The organism is Enterococcus sp. M190262, assembly GCF_005843965.1.
Taxonomy (GTDB): Bacteria; Bacillota; Bacilli; order Lactobacillales; family Enterococcaceae; genus Enterococcus_D; species Enterococcus_D gallinarum.
Map to the genome: position 1 here is coordinate 1,736,109 of NZ_CP040461.1, position 18,836 is coordinate 1,754,944.

Genomic DNA, 18,836 nt, shown 5'->3' on the forward strand with positions numbered 1-18,836 from the left:
TGACCCTTAAATAACAAAGGAGTGCCAGAAAAATGCGCAAACCAATTATTGCCGGAAACTGGAAAATGAATAAAACTGCGAAAGAAGCAAAAGAATTTGCTGAAGCAGTCAAAACAAAAATTCCTAGCAACGATAAAGTAGATTCTGTTATCGGAGCACCAGCGTTGTTCTTGGAAACATTAGTAACAGCTGCAGAAGGTACAGAATTAAAAATTGCTGCTCAAAACAGCTACTGGGAAAATGAAGGTGCCTTTACAGGAGAAACTTCACCAGCTGCTTTAGCTGACTTAGGTGTTGACTATGTAATCATCGGTCACTCAGAACGCCGTGAATATTTCCATGAAACTGACGAAGACATCAACAAAAAAGCGAAAGCAATTTTCGCAAATGGTATGATCCCAATCCTATGTTGTGGTGAATCTTTAGAAACTTATGAAGCTGGAAAAACAGCTGAATGGATCGAAGGACAAATCACTGCCGGTTTAGAAGGATTGACAGATGGCCAAGTCAGCAATCTAGTCATTGCTTACGAACCAATTTGGGCGATCGGTACAGGTAAATCAGCAGATGCACAAATTGCTGATGAAATCTGTGGTGTTGTACGTCAAACAGTTGAAAAATTATACGGTAAAGAAGTTTCTGATGCTGTACGCATCCAATACGGTGGTTCTGTAAAACCTGAAAATATTGCAGAATACATGGCAAAAGAAAATGTAGATGGAGCATTAGTTGGCGGCGCAAGCTTGCAAGCTGATTCATTCCTAGCATTGTTGGATGCAGTAAAATAATTTCATTCTCATGAAAATATTGTTTGCAGAAAACAGCTTTTTTCACTACAATTAAGATGTTCGCAAGGGAGATTCCCTTAAGATAAAACAAACTCAAAGGAGAGACAAAACATGTCAATTATTACTGATGTTTACGCACGCGAAGTCCTAGACTCACGTGGTAATCCAACTATCGAAGTAGAAGTCTACACAGAATCAGGTGCTTTCGGCCGTGGAATGGTTCCTTCAGGAGCTTCAACAGGTGAACACGAAGCAGTTGAATTACGTGATGGCGACAAAGCTCGTTATGGTGGTAAAGGTGTAACGAAAGCAGTTGACAATGTAAATAACGTCATTGCTGAAGCAATCATCGGCTACGATGTACGTGACCAAATGGCTATCGATAAAGCAATGATCGCTTTAGATGGAACTCCTAACAAAGGCAAATTAGGTGCTAACGCAATTCTTGGTGTTTCTATTGCCGTTGCTCGTGCAGCTGCTGATTATTTAGAAGTACCTTTATACCACTACTTAGGCGGATTCAATACAAAAGTATTGCCAACACCTATGATGAACATCATCAACGGCGGATCTCACTCAGATGCTCCGATCGCTTTCCAAGAATTCATGATCTTGCCTGTAGGCGCACCTACATTCAAAGAAGGTCTACGTTGGGGTGCTGAAGTATTCCATGCATTGAAATCAATCTTATCTAAACGTGGTTTAGAAACATCAGTAGGTGACGAAGGTGGTTTCGCTCCTCGTTTTGAAGGAACTGAAGATGGTGTTGAAACAATCTTAGAAGCTATCAAAGCTGCTGGTTTAGAACCAGGTAAAGACGTTTACCTAGGATTTGACTGTGCTTCTTCTGAATTCTACGAAAATGGCGTGTACGACTACACGAAATTTGAAGGCGAAAACGGTGTGAAACGTACAGCTGCAGAACAAGTTGACTATTTGGAAGAGTTAGTTAACAAATACCCAATCATCACAATCGAAGATGGTATGGATGAAAACGACTGGGATGGTTGGAAACTATTGACTGAACGCCTAGGCGACAAAGTTCAATTAGTTGGTGACGACTTGTTTGTTACAAACACTGAAATCCTTGAAAAAGGAATCAAAAACGGTATCGGTAACTCAATCCTAATCAAAGTAAACCAAATCGGTACATTGACTGAAACATTCAATGCGATCGAAATGGCTAAAGAAGCTGGTTATACTGCCGTTGTTTCTCACCGTTCAGGTGAAACAGAAGATTCAACAATCTCTGATATCGCAGTTGCAACAAATGCTGGCCAAATCAAAACTGGTTCTCTTTCACGTACTGACCGTATTGCTAAATACAACCAATTACTACGTATCGAAGACCAACTTGGTGAAGTTGCTGAATACAAAGGCTTGCAAGCTTTTTACAACTTGAAAAACAAATAATCTTTCGATGATTACATTGCTCTGAAAGAGCAGCGGTTGATTTAACAACCGCTGTGATTTCAGAGCTTTTTTGCTGTCTGGATTAAGTGATTTGAAACAAGACTTATTTTTCTCATGGAACAGAGAGCAGTCTTTTCTTCTTTATTTTCTTTTTCTAAAAAAAGAAATTATAGTTCTGGTTTAGCGAAACTCTATAATAAAAGAAAAAATAAATTTAGGAGAAATACATGGCGTATGATTATCTAATCGTTGGTACAGGACTATTTGGCTCGGTTTTTGCTTATGAAGCAGCTAAACGGGGACACTCGGTGAAAATGTTGGAAAAACGAGCACATATTGGTGGCAACTGTTATACAGAAAAACAAGTCGGAATTGACATACATAAATATGGTGCGCATATCTTTCACACATCGAGCAAAAAAATTTGGGACTACGTCAATCAGTTTGCTGATTTTTATCCCTATATTCATGAACCTATTGCAAACTATAAAGGTGAGCTATATAATCTCCCCTTCAATATGAACACGTTTTACCAATTATGGGGAACCAAAAGACCAGATGAAGCTCGCATCAAATTAATGGCACAAATTGAAAAGACAGGAATAAAAAGACCCCGAAATTTAGAAGAACAAGCTCTTTCTTTGGTGGGGACAGATATTTATCATAAGCTGATCAAAGGCTATACGGAAAAACAGTGGGGACGAGGATGTGCTCAGCTACCTTCTTTTATTATTAAAAGACTGCCGGTCCGGTATACATTTAACAACAATTATTTTACGGATACTTTTCAAGGCATTCCAAAATTGGGCTATACAGAAATGATTCAAAAAATGCTTTCAAATCCACTGATTGAAGTTTCTTTAGAAACTGATTTTTTTGCAGACCGTACGCGTCATGAAGCATCAACCAAGAAGATTGTTTATACTGGAATGATTGACCAATATTTTGAATATTGTTACGGGGAGTTGGCCTATCGTTCTTTACATTTTGAAACTGAAACATATGATACAGATAATTATCAAGGAACAGCAGTCATGAACTTTACAGACAGTCAAACGCCCTATACGCGAATCATTGAGCATAAACATTTTTGTCCAGTTGTGACAAAAAAAACAGTTGTCACGAAAGAATTTCCAAAAACTTGGCGGAAGGGAGACATTCCTTACTACCCAATTAACGATCAAATCAACCATGCACTGTATCGCAAGTATGAAAAATTAGCGCATCAGCAAAAAAAATGTTTATTTGGTGGGCGTCTAGCAAACTATCGTTATTATGATATGGATGATACGATTGCAGCCGCTTTAAAACTAGTCAAACATGAATTTCAAGCAGAGTAACTTCTTTTATGGAAGAGGTTGCTCTTTTTTTGTCCCGATTCTGGGACAAAACGTAACTTTTTTACTAGTTATGAAATAATGAATTGTCCTATCTTTTAAAAATAGGACTAGGGGAAGCTTATAAAAATAGTTTTATGAAAGGGGAGAAAAATAAACGTAATGAGTAAAAAGAATAATTATCGAAAGTTGCTACGCTCCAATAAGAGTGAACGCTACAAGATGTATAAAAGCGGAAAACATTGGGTCTATGCAACGATCACTTCTTTTACTGGCATTGCTGGATTGAGTATCACACCAATCGTGGCGCATGCTTCAGAAATCACACCGCCTTTAGATGCAAGTAAAGAAGCAAATGCCGAGAACGTCTTGGCAAATAAAACGAATGCCAAAATTCCTGCTTCATCGACGCAAGAAAGTGAGGCTACTTCACAATCTGAAAGCATGCGTCCATCGGAAAGTTTTTCTGAATCCGAAAGCAACACCCAGTCACAAAGTGCGACAGAGTCAACGAGTGTAACAGAATCACAGAGTAGGAGTGATTCAGAAACTGAAAACAAAGCTACCAGTATCGAGGCATCTCAAAGTGTTTCTGAATCAATGAGTCTTTCGGAAGAGAAGAGCGGATCTGAATCAGAAAGTTTGAGTATCTCTGAAAGTGCCTCGATTTCTGAAAGTGGCTCATTGTCGTCAAGTGCCTCAGAATCGACAAGTCTATCGTTGTCACAATCGACAAGTGGCTCTCATTCAACTTCAGTAAGTCAAAAGAACCAACCAAAACAAACTGTTTCCGAAAAAAATAAAGTGGAGTCACAAAAAGCACAAGATCTCTTCGATCAATTAGTACCCAAGAAAGTACAAGCGTCGGTTGACACCACGACGAATGCATTAGAAATTGTTGTCAAAGATGGCAAATCACCAAGCACATCTTTGATTCGGGCAGCACAACAATATGCTAGTGCCAATAATTTGATTGCTAGTTTTGCCATCACCACCCAATCAGGGCAGATTGTTAAAATCAATGTTTCTGCGGATCCAGATATGGGCCGAGAAGAATTTGAGCAGGCAATCAACGATGGTAACAAAACCAATTCACCTTCTGGGGTGACGGTTGATGTTCCGGACCAAGTGAAAAATAAGGAATTATACAAGCAAACAGCTATTGCTAATGGCACTTATGCAGCAGTGAATGACTGGGCTACGCTGAAAGCAGCATATGGAAATGCTTCGATTACCTATATTGAGGTAACCGCTAATATTACGGCAGCTACCAATGTGGCTACCCGTGATTTAGGATGGCGGGCAACGAGTGTGATTATTGACGGTAATGGGTTTACAGTCAATATGGCAGGAGCAGCATTTAATGTAGGGACAAGTTCTACAGTTCGCGGTTCTATCTTTACGATCACAGATGTGAATTTGATTCATTGGCAATCAGGTACCAACTCAGGAGACAGTGGCACAGGTAATGCAGATGGAGTGATCGATTCACGATCAGCAACCGGAGGTTATGGGTACTGGTACTTCAATATCAATAATGTGACTCTCGAAGGCCGAGATGGTGTTAGCGGGACAGATACCGCTTATCAACCACGACGATTGCTGGATGCAGAGGACAGTCACGTTACTTTATCAGGTAAAGTCATCGCAAATGTCAAACAAGAATTGATGCAAATTGGTGAAGTAGCAATCGCTAACGGAGCCCATGTAGAGTTGAATCGGACAGCTGGTACTACCGGTTACTCCATGTTTTACTATATGGCAATCCGTGGCAATAATGCGAGTGATACAGGATTCAATCACACCTTTAAAGTGGGCGATGGCGCGACAATTATTGGAAACGAGCTTAGTACCTATAACAGCAACAACTATCCCCTTGTCTATTATGGATTTAACTCAATTACTGTCGGAGATGACGTAACTTGGAAACAAGACGGTTTCCAAATGCTACTCGATTTTTCTCGTTACTCGGGAAGTCAATCAAATGACCGAACCGCAACTTTTGGTCAAAATCTGCAAATGACGGCAACTCGTACAGTAGGTTCCAACTCGCTAAACGTCACGAATAGAGCGGTTGTTACATTTAATGCAGGAACGGTACTTGATCTGCAACAATGGAATGCCAACACTGTTGTGAACGTGGCTTCCGGTGCAACAGTTCGCTTTATTTCACCGCGGGCATTGCACTTAGCCCGTCTAACTTCTTCAGGAGCTGTTTCGGCAGGTCGATTGATTACCGGTTCGGGAACATTTGTCATGAATAATTCTCAGATCAGTACATGGCAAGGCAGCAGTAGCCAAACCGCTGCTCCAGAAGGCAACCGTAACTTAAAATTCGTGGAAATGACTATTTCAGGTTCGACAACAACTATTAAAGATACGGCTGGAAATGTTACTACATCTAACATTGTAGACACTTCTACCCGTGAATTAGCGACTGTTGCGATTGCGCCAGGAACCGTAACCGTAAATTATGTTGATCAGTACGGCAATATTATTAAAACTGTTGATATGCCAATTGATCCAGACGTTAATTACATTGGTGAGTATCTTGATTTGCAAACATTGGAGTATGCCAATGAGTTAATGCCTGAAAATTATATGTGGGCAATCGGTACCCAAGTTGCTAGTTCAGCTAAAAATGATGGTCAAAGCGGCGGAGATAGTACGACTAATGCCGATAATGGGGACAGCTATGGGCAAGCGACGGTTGCGATTGTTCCAATGGAGAACACAAATTATACTTATAATATTTATGTATATGGTGTTGCCAATCATTCGGTTCAGTACCAATATGTCGACGTTAAGACTGGTCAAGTAATCTCTTCTGAGTATATGAATGCTGGTACCGAAGCTTCCGGAACAGATAGAATTCCTGCAAACTATGGGAATGTTATCGATTGGACAAATAGTTACTATACTTCGACTAATTTGCCTCCAGGTTACTATTATGCAACAGGTGCCGTATTGAATGGCAATGTACAGCCTGGATCTACTACAGTTGGAACTGAAGCGAGTCTGACAACCATTTACGTTGCAGCAGACACACAAACTGTCAATGTAACTTTTGTTAATTCAGATGGCCGTCCATTACAAAACCAAGTTGGCACAGTTGCTATCAATGGGACGACTGGTCAAGAACTAAGCTATTCTGACTTAATCGCGGATTACCTAACTCAAGCTGGTTATTATGCAGATCAAACTGGAACATTTGTTTTTGATAGTACTAGTAATAATGGCAGTACAACAGACAGTGATCAACAATTTATTACGATCACTCTTTATCCATCCTATCAAGAAGTCGGTGTCGTTGGTAATAATCAACCTGAATCAGATCCTGCTACAGGGGAAGCATTTGAGCAAATCCCAGGAACTGTCACTGTTGGAAAATATGGTACTTCCGGTGTTTCAAATGAAAGTTTCACTCTTGGGGTGACAGATGCAGATTTAGAGAGAAACGGGTATATCTATACGGTTACAGGACCAGATGGAGTAGTCTACAATACATTAGCGGAAGCTATGGCTGCCAATCAAACTTTTGATACTACCAGCAATGGAGCATCTCAAACGGATTCTTCGCCACAGATGTTTACGGTCAATTATGAACAAGACCCGGTATCATTGTCTACGTCCGAGTCTATTTCGGGAAGCGAATCATTATCAGAATCCATTGTTACTTCTACTTCTGAGTCAGAAAGTGTTTCTCTTTCTCAATCAATTTCAGAAAGTGACTCATTATCAGAATCGATCTCTATTAGTGATTTAGAATCAATTTCTACATCAATTAGTGCGTCTGTTTCAGTATCAGATTCAGAGAGCAACTCAGTGTCATCGTCTATTTCAGAAAGTGAATCTGACATGAATGACTCGACTTCTGAATCATTGTCAACATCAATCTCTACTTCAACTTCTTTAAGTGATTCAGAATCGGTTTCGATTTCATTGAGTGACTCAGAGTCAACGTCTCTTTCTATCAGTGAATCTGTTTCGGTATCAGACTCAGAAAGTGGTTCGTTATCTACATCTATTTCAGAAAGCGAATCAATGTCTCTATCAATTTCTATTAGTGATTCAGAATCGTTGTCAGAATCCCTATCTGAAAGTATTTCAACATCTATTTCATTATCGGATAGTGATTCAATGTCAGAAAGCCTTTCGGCATCAGAATCGTTATCTATATCAGCTAGTGTATCAGAGTCTGATTCGGAAAGTGATAGTTCCAGCTTAAGTGCGTCTGTTTCTGGATCATTGAGCAACAGTACAAGTGATTCTGAAAGTTTATCTTTATCAGAGTCAGTATCAGTTTCACTCTCGGAATCACTAAGTGAATCCACGTCACTATCTCTGTCAGAAAGTGACTCAGTATCAGAAAGTATTTCAGCATCAGAATCATTATCTGTCGCTATCAGTGAATCGGATTCTTCTTCCCTCAGTGAAAGCATTAGTTTAAGTGAATCTATTTCTGATTCGTTGAGTGCAAGCATGAGTTTATCCGAAAGTTTATCGGAGTCAGAATCGATCTCAAATTCAATTAGTACGTCGATGTCATTGAGCATTAGCGATAGTAATAGTGAGTCTAGTAGTGAATCAGCCAGCTATAGCGGCAGTACGAGTGTAAGTAATAGCGATTCAACAAGTGAAAGTATTTCTGCAAGTAATTCACTATCAGTAAGTATCAGTGAGTCAACCAGTTTGAGCACATCAATCAGTGATTCATCCTCATTGAGTACAAGTATTTCTACCTCACTAAGTGCGAGCGAATCTGCAAGTTACAGCAGTAGTACGAGCGTAAGTAACAGTGATTCGACAATTGTGAGTACGTCAGTTAGCGAATCAACATCTACAAGTATCAGTGACTCAATCAGTGCCAGCATATCAGCTAGTGATTCTTTATCGGTAAGTATTAGTGATTCAACAAGCTTGAGTACCTCACTTAGTGATTCATCCTCAGTGAGTGTCAGCGTTTCGACATCACTAAGTGCAAGTGAATCAACAAGTTACAGCGGCAGTACGAGTGTAAGTAATAGCGACTCAACAAGTGAAAGTATTTCTGCAAGCAATTCACTATCAGTAAGTATCAGTGAGTCAACGAGCTTGAGCACCTCACTTAGTGATTCATTGTCATTGAGTACAAGTATTTCCGCCTCACTAAGCGCGAGTGATTCCGCAAGTTACAGTGGCAGCACAAGCGTAAGCAACAGTGATTCGACAAGTACAAGTACCTCGATCAGTGAATCATCCTCATTGAGTACAAGTATTTCGGCATCATTAAGTGTGAGTGATTCTGCAAGCTATAGCGGCAGCACAAGCGTAAGTAACAGTGATTCGACAAGTACAAGTACCTCGATCAGTGAATCATTATCATTGAGTACAAGTATTTCAACATCATTAAGCGCGAGCGACTCTGCAAGTTACAGTGGCAGCACAAGCGTAAGTAACAGTGATTCGACAAGTACGAGTACCTCGATCAGTGAATCATTATCATTGAGCACAAGTATTTCGGCATCATTAAGTGCGAGCGAATCTGCGAGCTATAGTGGTAGTACGAGCGTAAGTAACAGTGATTCGACAAGTGCAAGTACGTCAGCTAGTGAATCAACATCTGCAAGTATTAGTGAGTCAACAAGCGTAAGTACGTCGATCAGTGATTCATCCTCATTGAGTACAAGTATTTCTGCATCATTAAGCGCGAGTGATTCCGCAAGTTACAGTGGCAGCACAAGCGTAAGTAACAGTGATTCGACAAGTACGAGTACGTCAGCTAGCGAATCAACATCTGCAAGTATTAGTGAGTCAACAAGCGTAAGTACGTCGATCAGTGATTCATCCTCATTGAGTACAAGTATTTCTGCATCATTAAGCGCGAGTGAATCCGCAAGTTACAGTGGCAGCACAAGCGTAAGTAACAGTGACTCGACAAGTACAAGTACATCAATCAGCGATTCGCTGTCTCTAAGCATGAGTATTTCCGCATCATTAAGTGCGAGTGATTCTGCAAGCTACAGCGGCAGCACAAGTGTAAGCAGTAGCGATTCAACAAGCGAAAGTACGTCAGTCAGCGATTCATCCTCATTGAGCACAAGTATTTCGACATCACAAAGCGCGAGCGATTCTGTAAGCTACAGCGGCAGCACGAGCGTAAGTAACAGTGACTCGACAAGTACAAGTACGTCAATGAGTGATTCATCATCACTAAGCACTAGCGTAAGTATCAGTGATTCAGCAAGTACAAGTACGTCGATCAGTGATTCATCATCATTGAGCACAAGTATTTCGGCATCATTAAGTGCGAGCGATTCTGCAAGTTACAGCGGTAGTACTAGCGTAAGTAACAGTGATTCGACAAGTACAAGTACGTCAATGAGTGATTCATCATCACTAAGCACTAGCGTAAGTATCAGTGATTCAGCAAGTACAAGTACGTCGATCAGTGATTCATCATCATTGAGCACAAGTATTTCTGCATCACTAAGTGCGAGCGATTCTGCAAGTTACAGCGGTAGTACGAGCGTAAGTAACAGTGATTCGACAAGTACAAGTACGTCAATGAGTGATTCATCATCACTAAGCACGAGCGTAAGTAATAGCGATTCAACAAGCGCAAGTACGTCGATCAGTAATTCATTATCTGTAAGCACAAGTATCAGTAATAGTGAATCAGCAAGTGCAAGTACGTCAATCAGTGATTCATCCTCATTGAGTACAAGTATTTCGGCATCACTAAGTGCGAGTGATTCTGCAAGTTACAGCGGTAGTACGAGCGAAAGCAACAGTGAATCAACAAGTACAAGTACGTCGATCAGTGATTCATTATCTGTAAGTACAAGTATTAGTAATAGTGAATCCGCAAGTGTAAGCACGTCAATCAGTGACTCTATGTCATTGAGTACAAGTATTTCAACATCACTGAGTGCGAGTGATTCTGCAAGTTACAGTGGCAGCACAAGCGTAAGTAACAGTGACTCGACAAGTACAAGTACATCAATCAGCGATTCGCTGTCTCTAAGCATGAGTATTTCCGCATCATTAAGTGCGAGTGATTCTGCAAGCTACAGCGGCAGCACAAGTGTAAGCAGTAGCGATTCAACAAGCGAAAGTACGTCAGTCAGCGATTCATCCTCATTGAGCACAAGTATTTCGACATCACAAAGCGCGAGCGATTCTGTAAGCTACAGCGGCAGCACGAGCGTAAGTAACAGTGACTCGACAAGTACAAGTACGTCAATGAGTGATTCATCATCACTAAGCACTAGCGTAAGTATCAGTGATTCAGCAAGTACAAGTACGTCGATCAGTGATTCATCATCATTGAGCACAAGTATTTCGGCATCATTAAGTGCGAGCGATTCTGCAAGTTACAGCGGTAGTACGAGCGTAAGTAACAGTGATTCGACAAGTACAAGTACGTCAATGAGTGATTCATCATCACTAAGCACTAGCGTAAGTATCAGTGATTCAGCAAGTACAAGTACGTCGATCAGTGATTCATCATCATTGAGCACAAGTATTTCTGCATCACTAAGTGCGAGCGATTCTGCAAGTTACAGCGGTAGTACGAGCGTAAGTAACAGTGATTCGACAAGTACAAGTACGTCAATGAGTGATTCATCATCACTAAGCACGAGCGTAAGTAATAGCGATTCAACAAGCGCAAGTACGTCGATCAGTAATTCATTATCTGTAAGCACAAGTATCAGTAATAGTGAATCAGCAAGTGCAAGTACGTCAATCAGTGATTCATCCTCATTGAGTACAAGTATTTCGGCATCACTAAGTGCGAGTGATTCTGCAAGTTACAGCGGTAGTACGAGCGTAAGTATCAGTGAGTCGACAAGCGTAAGTACGTCAATCAGTGATTTATCATCATTGAGCACAAGTATTTCTGCATCACTAAGTGCGAGCGATTCTGCAAGTTACAGCGGTAGTACGAGCGTAAGCAACAGTGATTCGACAAGTGCAAGTACGTCAGTCAGCGATTCATCCTCATTGAGCACAAGTATTTCTGCATCATTAAGCGCGAGCGACTCTGCAAGTTACAGCGGTAGTACGAGCGTAAGCAACAGTGATTCGACAAGTACAAGTACGTCAATCAGTGATTCATCATCACTAAGCACTAGCGTAAGTATCAGCGATTCAGCAAGTACAAGTACGTCGATCAGTGATTCATCATCATTGAGTACAAGTATTTCGGCATCATTAAGCGCGAGTGATTCTGCAAGTTACAGCGGTAGTACGAGCGTAAGTAACAGTGAGTCGACAAGCGAAAGTACGTCAGTCAGTGATTCATTGTCAGTAAGCACAAGTATTTCCGCATCACTAAGTGCGAGTGATTCTGCAAGCTACAGCGGTAGCACAAGTGTAAGTAATAGCGAATCGACAAGTACGAGTACGTCGATCAGTGATTCATCATCATTGAGCACAAGTGTAAGTAACAGTGAGTCAACAAGTACAAGTACGTCGATCAGTGATTCATTATCAGTAAGCACAAGTATCAGTAATAGTGAATCAGCAAGTGCAAGTACGTCAATCAGTGATTCATCCTCATTGAGTACAAGTATTTCGGCATCACTAAGTGCGAGTGATTCTACAAGCTACAGCGGTAGTACGAGCGTAAGTAACAGTGAGTCAACAAGTACAAGCACTTCGATCAGTGATTCATTATCAGTAAGCACAAGTATCAGTAATAGTGAATCAGCAAGTGCAAGTACGTCGATCAGTGATTCATCCTCATTGAGTACAAGTATTTCGGCATCATTAAGCGCGAGTGATTCTGCAAGTTACAGCGGTAGTACGAGCGTAAGTAACAGTGAGTCGACAAGCGAAAGTACGTCAGTCAGTGATTCATTGTCAGTAAGCACAAGTATTTCCGCATCATTAAGTGCGAGTGATTCTACAAGCTACAGTGGTAGTACGAGCGTAAGTAATAGCGAGTCCACAAGCGAAAGCACGTCACTAAGTGATTCTTCGTCGCTAAGTACAAGCGTAAGCAACAGTGAATCAACAAGTACAAGTACGTCGATCAGTGATTCATTATCTGTAAGTACAAGTATTTCCGCATCGTTAAGTGCGAGTGATTCTGCAAGCTATAGCGGCAGCACAAGTGTAAGTAACAGTGACTCGATAAGTACAAGCACATCGCTAAGTGATTCATTATCTGTAAGCACAAGTATCAGTAACAGCGAATCATCAAGTGTAAGCACATCAATCAGTGATTCATCCTCATTGAGTACTAGTGGTTTGGTTTCACAAAGTGCGAGCGACTCTGCAAGCTACAGCGGTAGTACTAGTGCAAGTATTAGTGAATCAACAAGTACAAGTACGTCAGTTAGCGATTCGCGGGCTAGTGAAAGTCAAAGTTATAGCAGTAGTACTTCAGCCAGCTTGAGCCTGAGCACAAGTGTCAGCACTTCAGTCAGTGATTCTGCTTCAATTAGTTCAAGTATCAGCAACAGTGAATCGAATAGTATGAGTACGTCAATCAGTGATTCACGTTCTAGTATGAGTGAAAGCTATAGCAGCAGTACTTCGGCAAGTATTAGTCAAAGTACTAGTGACAGTTCTAGCTACAGCAGTAGTACCTCAGCAAGCATTAGTGCAAGCACTAGTGATAGTACAAGTATTAGTAATAGTGCTTCTGTAAGTATGAGCGAAAGTTTGAGTATCAGCACATCAATCAGTGACTCGTTGTCAATCAGTGCAAGCTTGAGCAATAGCGATAGTCTTTCAGAAAGTAGATCATTTGCAAGTGAAAGTCAAAGCTACAGCAGTAGTACTTCTGCAAGTCTGAGTCTCAGCACAAGTACTAGTATTTCATTGAGTGATTCATCGTCAACTAGCATGAGCAACAGTACCAGCTTGAGTACTAGCTTGAGCCAATTGACAAGCGACTCGCTTTCCGAAGGGATTAGCTTAAGTAATAGTCTAAGTAATAGTTTCAGTAATAGTACTTCAGCTAGTACGAGTTTGAGCTCTAGTACAAGTCTAAGTGAACAACTATCTCAATCAGTAAGTGCCAGCGAGTCACGGAGTGATAGCGTCAGCTATAGCAGCAGCACGTCAATTAGTACGAGTGAAAGCAGCAGTACTAGCTTGAGCGAATTACTATCTCGTTCAGCCAGTGCCAGTGAGTCGCGGAGCAATAGCTTAAGTCAAAGCACAAGTACTTCCTTTAGCGGAAGCAGCAGTACTAGCTTAAGTTTAAGTGAAATGAACTCTCAATCAACAAGTGCTAGTGAGTCACGGAGTGATAGTGTAAGCAACAGCATGAGCACTTCAATCAGTGATAGCTTGAGTGCAAGTACTAGCTTAAGTGATTTACTATCTAGATCAGAGAGTGCGAGTGAATCGCGAAGTGACAGCCTGAGCTATAGCGGCAGCACATCGATTAGTAACAGCTTAAGTTTAAGCACGAGCCAAAGTGATTTAGTATCTAGATCTGAAAGTGCAAGCGAATCACGTAGTTTCAGCACGAGTGATAGTGCTAGCACATCAATCAGCAATAGCGCTAGTGCAAGTGACAGCTTAAGTGATCTATATTCAAGATCGAATAGTTCTAGCCTTTCAACAAGTGACAGTACAAGTACCAATGATTCTGTCTCAGCAAGTGCTAGTGAAAGCACTAGCACCTCACAATCAATTAGTACGAGTCTAAGCGAATCGGCATCAATCAGTACGTCGCTTAGCGAAAAACAAGAAGTGATTGAGTCTCAAAGTGTGAGTGCTTCAACAAGTGATTCACAAAGTTCGAGTATAAGTGAATCAGTTAGCGTCAGCATCAGTACTAGCGAAAGCGAGCGGAATAGTACGGTGGTTTCACCTAGCGAATCAACTTCGATTAGTGAAAGTATTAGTACGAGTGAAAGTTTCCGAGATTCTGAATCGGTTAGTGCAAGTGACAGTACAAGTTTGAGTCAATCAATGAGCACTAGCGACCAAGTCTCTGCTTCTGAGAGTATAAGCGACAGCTCCAGCACTCGTGATTCTGAGTCTGAAAGCGCAAGTATTTCTACGGAAGAAAGCCGCAGTTTCAGTACAAGTGAGTCAATTTCTGCAAGTGAAAGCACATCGATTAGTCAAAGCGAAAGTGCAAGTATGAGTGAATCAGCCAGTGAAAGTACAAGTACGAGTGACAGTGAACGTGACTCAATGTCGAATAGTGCAAGTGTAAGTGATTCGAATTCAATGAGTGAAAGTACAAGTACGAGTGAATCCGTTAGCGAAAGCACAAGCATTAGTGATAGTGAGCGTGATTCAATGTCGAATAGTGCGAGTGTAAGTGATTCGAATTCAACGAGTGAAAGTACAAGTACGAGTGAATCCGTCAGTGAAAGCACAAGCATTAGTGACAGTGAACGTGATTCAATGTCGAATAGTGCAAGTGTGAGTGATTCGAATTCAACGAGTGAAAGTACAAGTACGAGTGAATCCGTCAGTGAAAGCACAAGCATTAGTGACAGTGAACGTGATTCAATGTCGAATAGTGCAAGTGTGAGTGATTCGAACTCAACAAGTGAAAGCCTGGATGTGATTGAATCAGCTAGCGAAAGCACAAGCATCAGCGATAGCGAACGTGACTCAATGTCAAGCAGTGCTGAGACAAGTGAATCTGGCTCTACAAGCGATAGTACAAGTGCTAGCAACTCTGCTAGTCTGAGTGAAAGCTTTAGTGCTTCTGATCGGGACTCCCTCTCTATGAGCGCAAGCGAATCAATCAGCGAAAGTACAAGCGTTAGTGAATCTGCTTCGTTAAGTACAAGTACAAGTGATGTCAACTCTGAAATCGTCAGTGACTATCATAGTAATAGTTTGTCTGAAAGTCTTTCAGAACTACAATCACAATCAACTAGTCAAGATCATTCACTTTCAGAAAGTGCATCAATCAGCGGATCTACTTCAACTCCTACAAATTCCGAGCAGAATAATGCAACGAATGGAAATACAGGAACGTCACAAGGCAACATAGGAGTGGGGGGACATGCGACTGGAGCCACTCTTCCTAAGACTGGTGAATCTGATGCAAGCGGTAGTCAAATGTCTCTTGCTGGAATTGCCGCGCTGTTAGCTGCGATTGCTTTAATGAAAAAGAAAAAAGATGCAGCAAAGCGTGAAACGGATTAATCAGTTCCTTTCAGTTTATGAAGGGCTGGGATAAATTTCCTAGCTCTTCTAAAATGATAGAAGTGTTACTACTCAATAAAAAAGCGTCACAGTTAGATTTGCCTAACTGTGACGCTTTTTTATTCGCTATAGCCGATTATGGAAATTCAACATCGAATGAACCATCTTCTGTTTTTACCAACTCGGATAATAATAAATTTCTGATTGCTTCTAGATAAATTGCTTCACGCATTTGAGTGAAAGAACGGTGTGCCTCTACTTGAAACTCATAGATGGGACGGTGTTGTCCCCAGTTTCTTCCATTGATGACTGTTTTCAATTGCTGCAAGTTGTCTGATTGTTCGATCCAAAGAGTATCCAACGCTTTTAAAAGAACAATTCGCTTGAAGAACAGCTGCTGGAAACTGTCCGGCATGAATTGCTGAATGTGAGTCAAACGATCTGAAATCAGAGCTAATAAGAATTTTTTGACGGTTCGTTTATTAAATTTATCCAGTTTCTCGATTTCAAAAATATCAAAATTATAGTCCAAATTATTAAAGATGAAATCAAGGATCGCTTGTTTATTTAGATTCTCTTTCTTAGTGATGAATTGATTGATTACTTCTTCCATGCATTTGTTGAAGATTTTTTCTAACTCAACTGGCGTGCCTGTCATGATACTGTTCCTCATGCTGTACATTTTGTCTCTTTGAATGGTGATGATTGAGTCAAATTCTAGCGTTGTTTGACGTCCAGCAATTTCTTGATTTTTACGATTGCTTTGAGACTGATTGATCAATTTATTGTATTTTTTCTTTTTTAATGGCTTGAAACCATTGGCTGATTTTTCTTGTTCAGTTAATAGTTCTCGTTCCTGGGCTGCCCATTTAGGTGCACTTTCAACAACGATTTTATCCTCCATGGATACATAAAAAATGCTATCACCAGGGTCTCCTTGACGTCCGGAGCGCCCCCGCAGCTGATTATCGATTCGGTCACTGGTCATTCGTTCGGTTCCAACTACTAACAGACCGCCGTTTTCCCGCGCGTCTTGTTCAAGTTTAATGTCTGTACCGCGTCCAGCCATTGAAGTGGCTACTGTTACGGCCCCTTTTTTGCCCGCTTCTGAGATGATCCAGGATTCTTTGGTCGCTGTTGTAGCATTTAAAAGGTTATGAGGAATTCGATGCTTTAAGAGAATCAGAGAGTATAAAGTCGACATTGAGACCGATCCTGTTTCAATCAGAACGGGACGTTCTTGGATCAAAGCATTTTTTACTGCTTCTAAAGAAGCCATGATCTTTGACTGATTGGTAACATATACAAGGTCCTGATGATCTTTTCGGCGAATGGGTTTATTCGTTGGAATTTCGATTACGTCAATATTATAAGTTTCACGAAATTCGTCAGCGTCTGTTTTGGCTGTCCCGGTCATTCCGGATAAAATCTTGAATTTTCGGAAGAGATTCTGATAGGTAATGGAGCCCATGGATCGGCTTTCCGTGGTGATCTCTACCCCTTCTTTGGCTTCGATTGCTTGATGAAGCCCAGCTTGTAGTTTTGTTCCGATCAACTTGCGCCCATTTGCTTCGTCAAGTAAAAGAATTTCATTGTCTTCTACAACATAGTCTTTGTTTAAGTGCAAGAGATAATTGGCCCGCAAGGCAATGACTAAATGGCGGTAAAGATTTTTCCATTTTTCTGAAAGAATGTTTTCGATACCTAAATAGTCTTCTGCTTTTTGAATACCTGTTTCTGTAAACCAGGCGTGGCGCTTATTTTCGCTCCTTAGGTAGTCTTTCCCTTCAATCAGGCTCTTTACAAACCAATCAGATAGCGTAAAAAAGTTGGACTGGACTTTGGGAGCTCCTGAAATGATCAATGGTGTTTGAGCCATATCGAGTAATATTGCATCAATTTCATCAATCAGTACATAATTGAAGTGGGTAACGTATTGTTCATCTGGAGAAACGGCCAAGTTGTCAAACAAGTAGTCAAATCCCAATGCGCTATGGGTAGTATAGACAATGTCTGCTGCATAGACGACCTCTTTGTCGACTTCTTCTCCTTCATCTTCATGTTCGGGGACTCCAGCAGCCACGGTTAGTCCTAGAAAACGATAGACTTTCCCGGTTTCCTCAATATCCCGCAATGCTAAATAGGTATTGGAAGTAATCAAAAAATTTCCTTTGCCTCCCAGACCGTGTAAGTACATCGGCATGGTGGCTGTCAATGTTTTTCCTTCACCGGTTTTCATCTCAGCAACATTGCCATAAAAAAGAGCAATCGCGCCAAGAATTTGGACAAAATAAGGTTCCATTCCTAAGACACGACGGTCTGCTTCGACAACTACAGCATAGGCTTGTGGGAGTATACTCTCTAACTTTTTTCCTAGTTCGAGTTGTTGACGAAAAAGAATAGTTTGCATTTGTAATTCTTGATCCGACAATTGCCGATACTTGTCTGCGAGATTTTGAACCTTTCTCGCTAACCGCATATATTTGCGAAATTTTTTATCTTTCATTTTTGCTGATCCTTCCCCAAAAAATTGATAGTGTTAGCAGATTAATTTGTGTTACTGGCTAATTTAGCACGAATCATTACGTCCTCTAGTTCAAAAAGATAATCCCGCATCAAATCATTGGCTTCTAAAAAAAAGACGATTTTTCCCTTCGGAGCAGCTAGTTTCATTTTTTTGGATGCAATAAGTGGTTCCTTGTTTTGATCAAGCAACGCTTCACCAGAACTTGTTACGAAGTGAAGGGAAAACGTATAGGTTTTGGTGGTGTCCATATTATAGTAGGGAAATTTCCCATGATAGATGGACTCTTGATCAGCTACCTCCAAAGTATCTTCAGTCCGTAAAACGACAGCTTTCAAGTCTAATCTAGGACTAGGTTCATTGTCAGGAGTCCTTGATTCTACAGTCTGTGTTTCATTATTCGTCAAAGTATCTTTCAAAAAAAAGATACCTCCTAACAGCAAAACAAGAGGTATGATGAGTTCAATTAGTTTCTTCATATGAAATCCTTCTTTTTGGGGATGTTTCTACGGAATTTTCTCCCCTTTTTTTTCCAATCCTCGTCATTCTCAGATGATCATCTAAAAATGAAGCGTTGTTTTCTTATTTGAATTTAAAACGATGATACCACAATGACTAACACCACCTTTTCATTTTTTTTTTCGTTTCAACAAAAAA

The 18,836-nt window shown here is 40.8% G+C and carries 6 protein-coding genes; 4 read left to right on the top strand and 2 right to left on the bottom strand.

Features of this window, described 5'->3' with window-relative positions:
* Positions 1-32: 32 nt before the first annotated feature.
* From tpiA to FE005_RS08190, 4 genes are all read left to right on the top strand, one after another.
* Entirely contained in the window at positions 33-788 is a 756-nt protein-coding gene (gene tpiA / locus FE005_RS08175) for a triose-phosphate isomerase (protein ID WP_003127564.1), read from the top strand.
* 111 nt (positions 789-899) lie between these two features.
* Entirely contained in the window at positions 900-2,201 is a 1,302-nt protein-coding gene (eno, locus tag FE005_RS08180; RefSeq protein WP_003127565.1) for a surface-displayed alpha-enolase, read from the top strand.
* Between the two features lie 227 nt (positions 2,202-2,428).
* Complete coding sequence (gene glf, locus FE005_RS08185; protein WP_138371627.1) at positions 2,429-3,541, top strand: UDP-galactopyranose mutase; 1,113 nt, start codon at positions 2,429-2,431, stop codon at positions 3,539-3,541.
* A gap of 159 nt (positions 3,542-3,700) precedes the next feature.
* Entirely contained in the window at positions 3,701-15,655 is an 11,955-nt protein-coding gene (locus FE005_RS08190) for a KxYKxGKxW signal peptide domain-containing protein (protein ID WP_138371628.1), read from the top strand.
* Between the two features lie 136 nt (positions 15,656-15,791).
* Here FE005_RS08190 and secA2 read toward each other — a convergent pair whose 3' ends face one another.
* A complete protein-coding gene (secA2, locus tag FE005_RS08195) occupies positions 15,792-18,161 on the bottom strand; it encodes an accessory Sec system translocase SecA2 (protein WP_138371629.1) in 2,370 nt (789 codons plus the stop codon).
* 41 nt (positions 18,162-18,202) lie between these two features.
* The gene (locus FE005_RS08200; protein ID WP_138371630.1) at positions 18,203-18,658 is read right to left on the bottom strand and encodes a hypothetical protein; all 456 of its coding nucleotides are present in this window, start codon (positions 18,656-18,658) and stop codon (positions 18,203-18,205) included.
* Positions 18,659-18,836: the final 178 nt, after the last annotated feature.

What these genes read in the sequence shown, in the direction of transcription:
- tpiA (WP_003127564.1), top strand. Translation starts at nt 33, where the DNA reads ATGCGCAAACCAATTATTGCCGGAAACTGGAAAATGAATAAAACTGCG.
- eno (WP_003127565.1), top strand. Translation starts at nt 900, where the DNA reads ATGTCAATTATTACTGATGTTTACGCACGCGAAGTCCTAGACTCACGT.
- glf (WP_138371627.1), top strand. Translation starts at nt 2,429, where the DNA reads ATGGCGTATGATTATCTAATCGTTGGTACAGGACTATTTGGCTCGGTT.
- FE005_RS08190 (WP_138371628.1), top strand. Translation starts at nt 3,701, where the DNA reads ATGAGTAAAAAGAATAATTATCGAAAGTTGCTACGCTCCAATAAGAGT.
- secA2 (WP_138371629.1), bottom strand. Translation starts at nt 18,161, where the DNA reads ATGAAAGATAAAAAATTTCGCAAATATATGCGGTTAGCGAGAAAGGTT.
- FE005_RS08200 (WP_138371630.1), bottom strand. Translation starts at nt 18,658, where the DNA reads ATGAAGAAACTAATTGAACTCATCATACCTCTTGTTTTGCTGTTAGGA.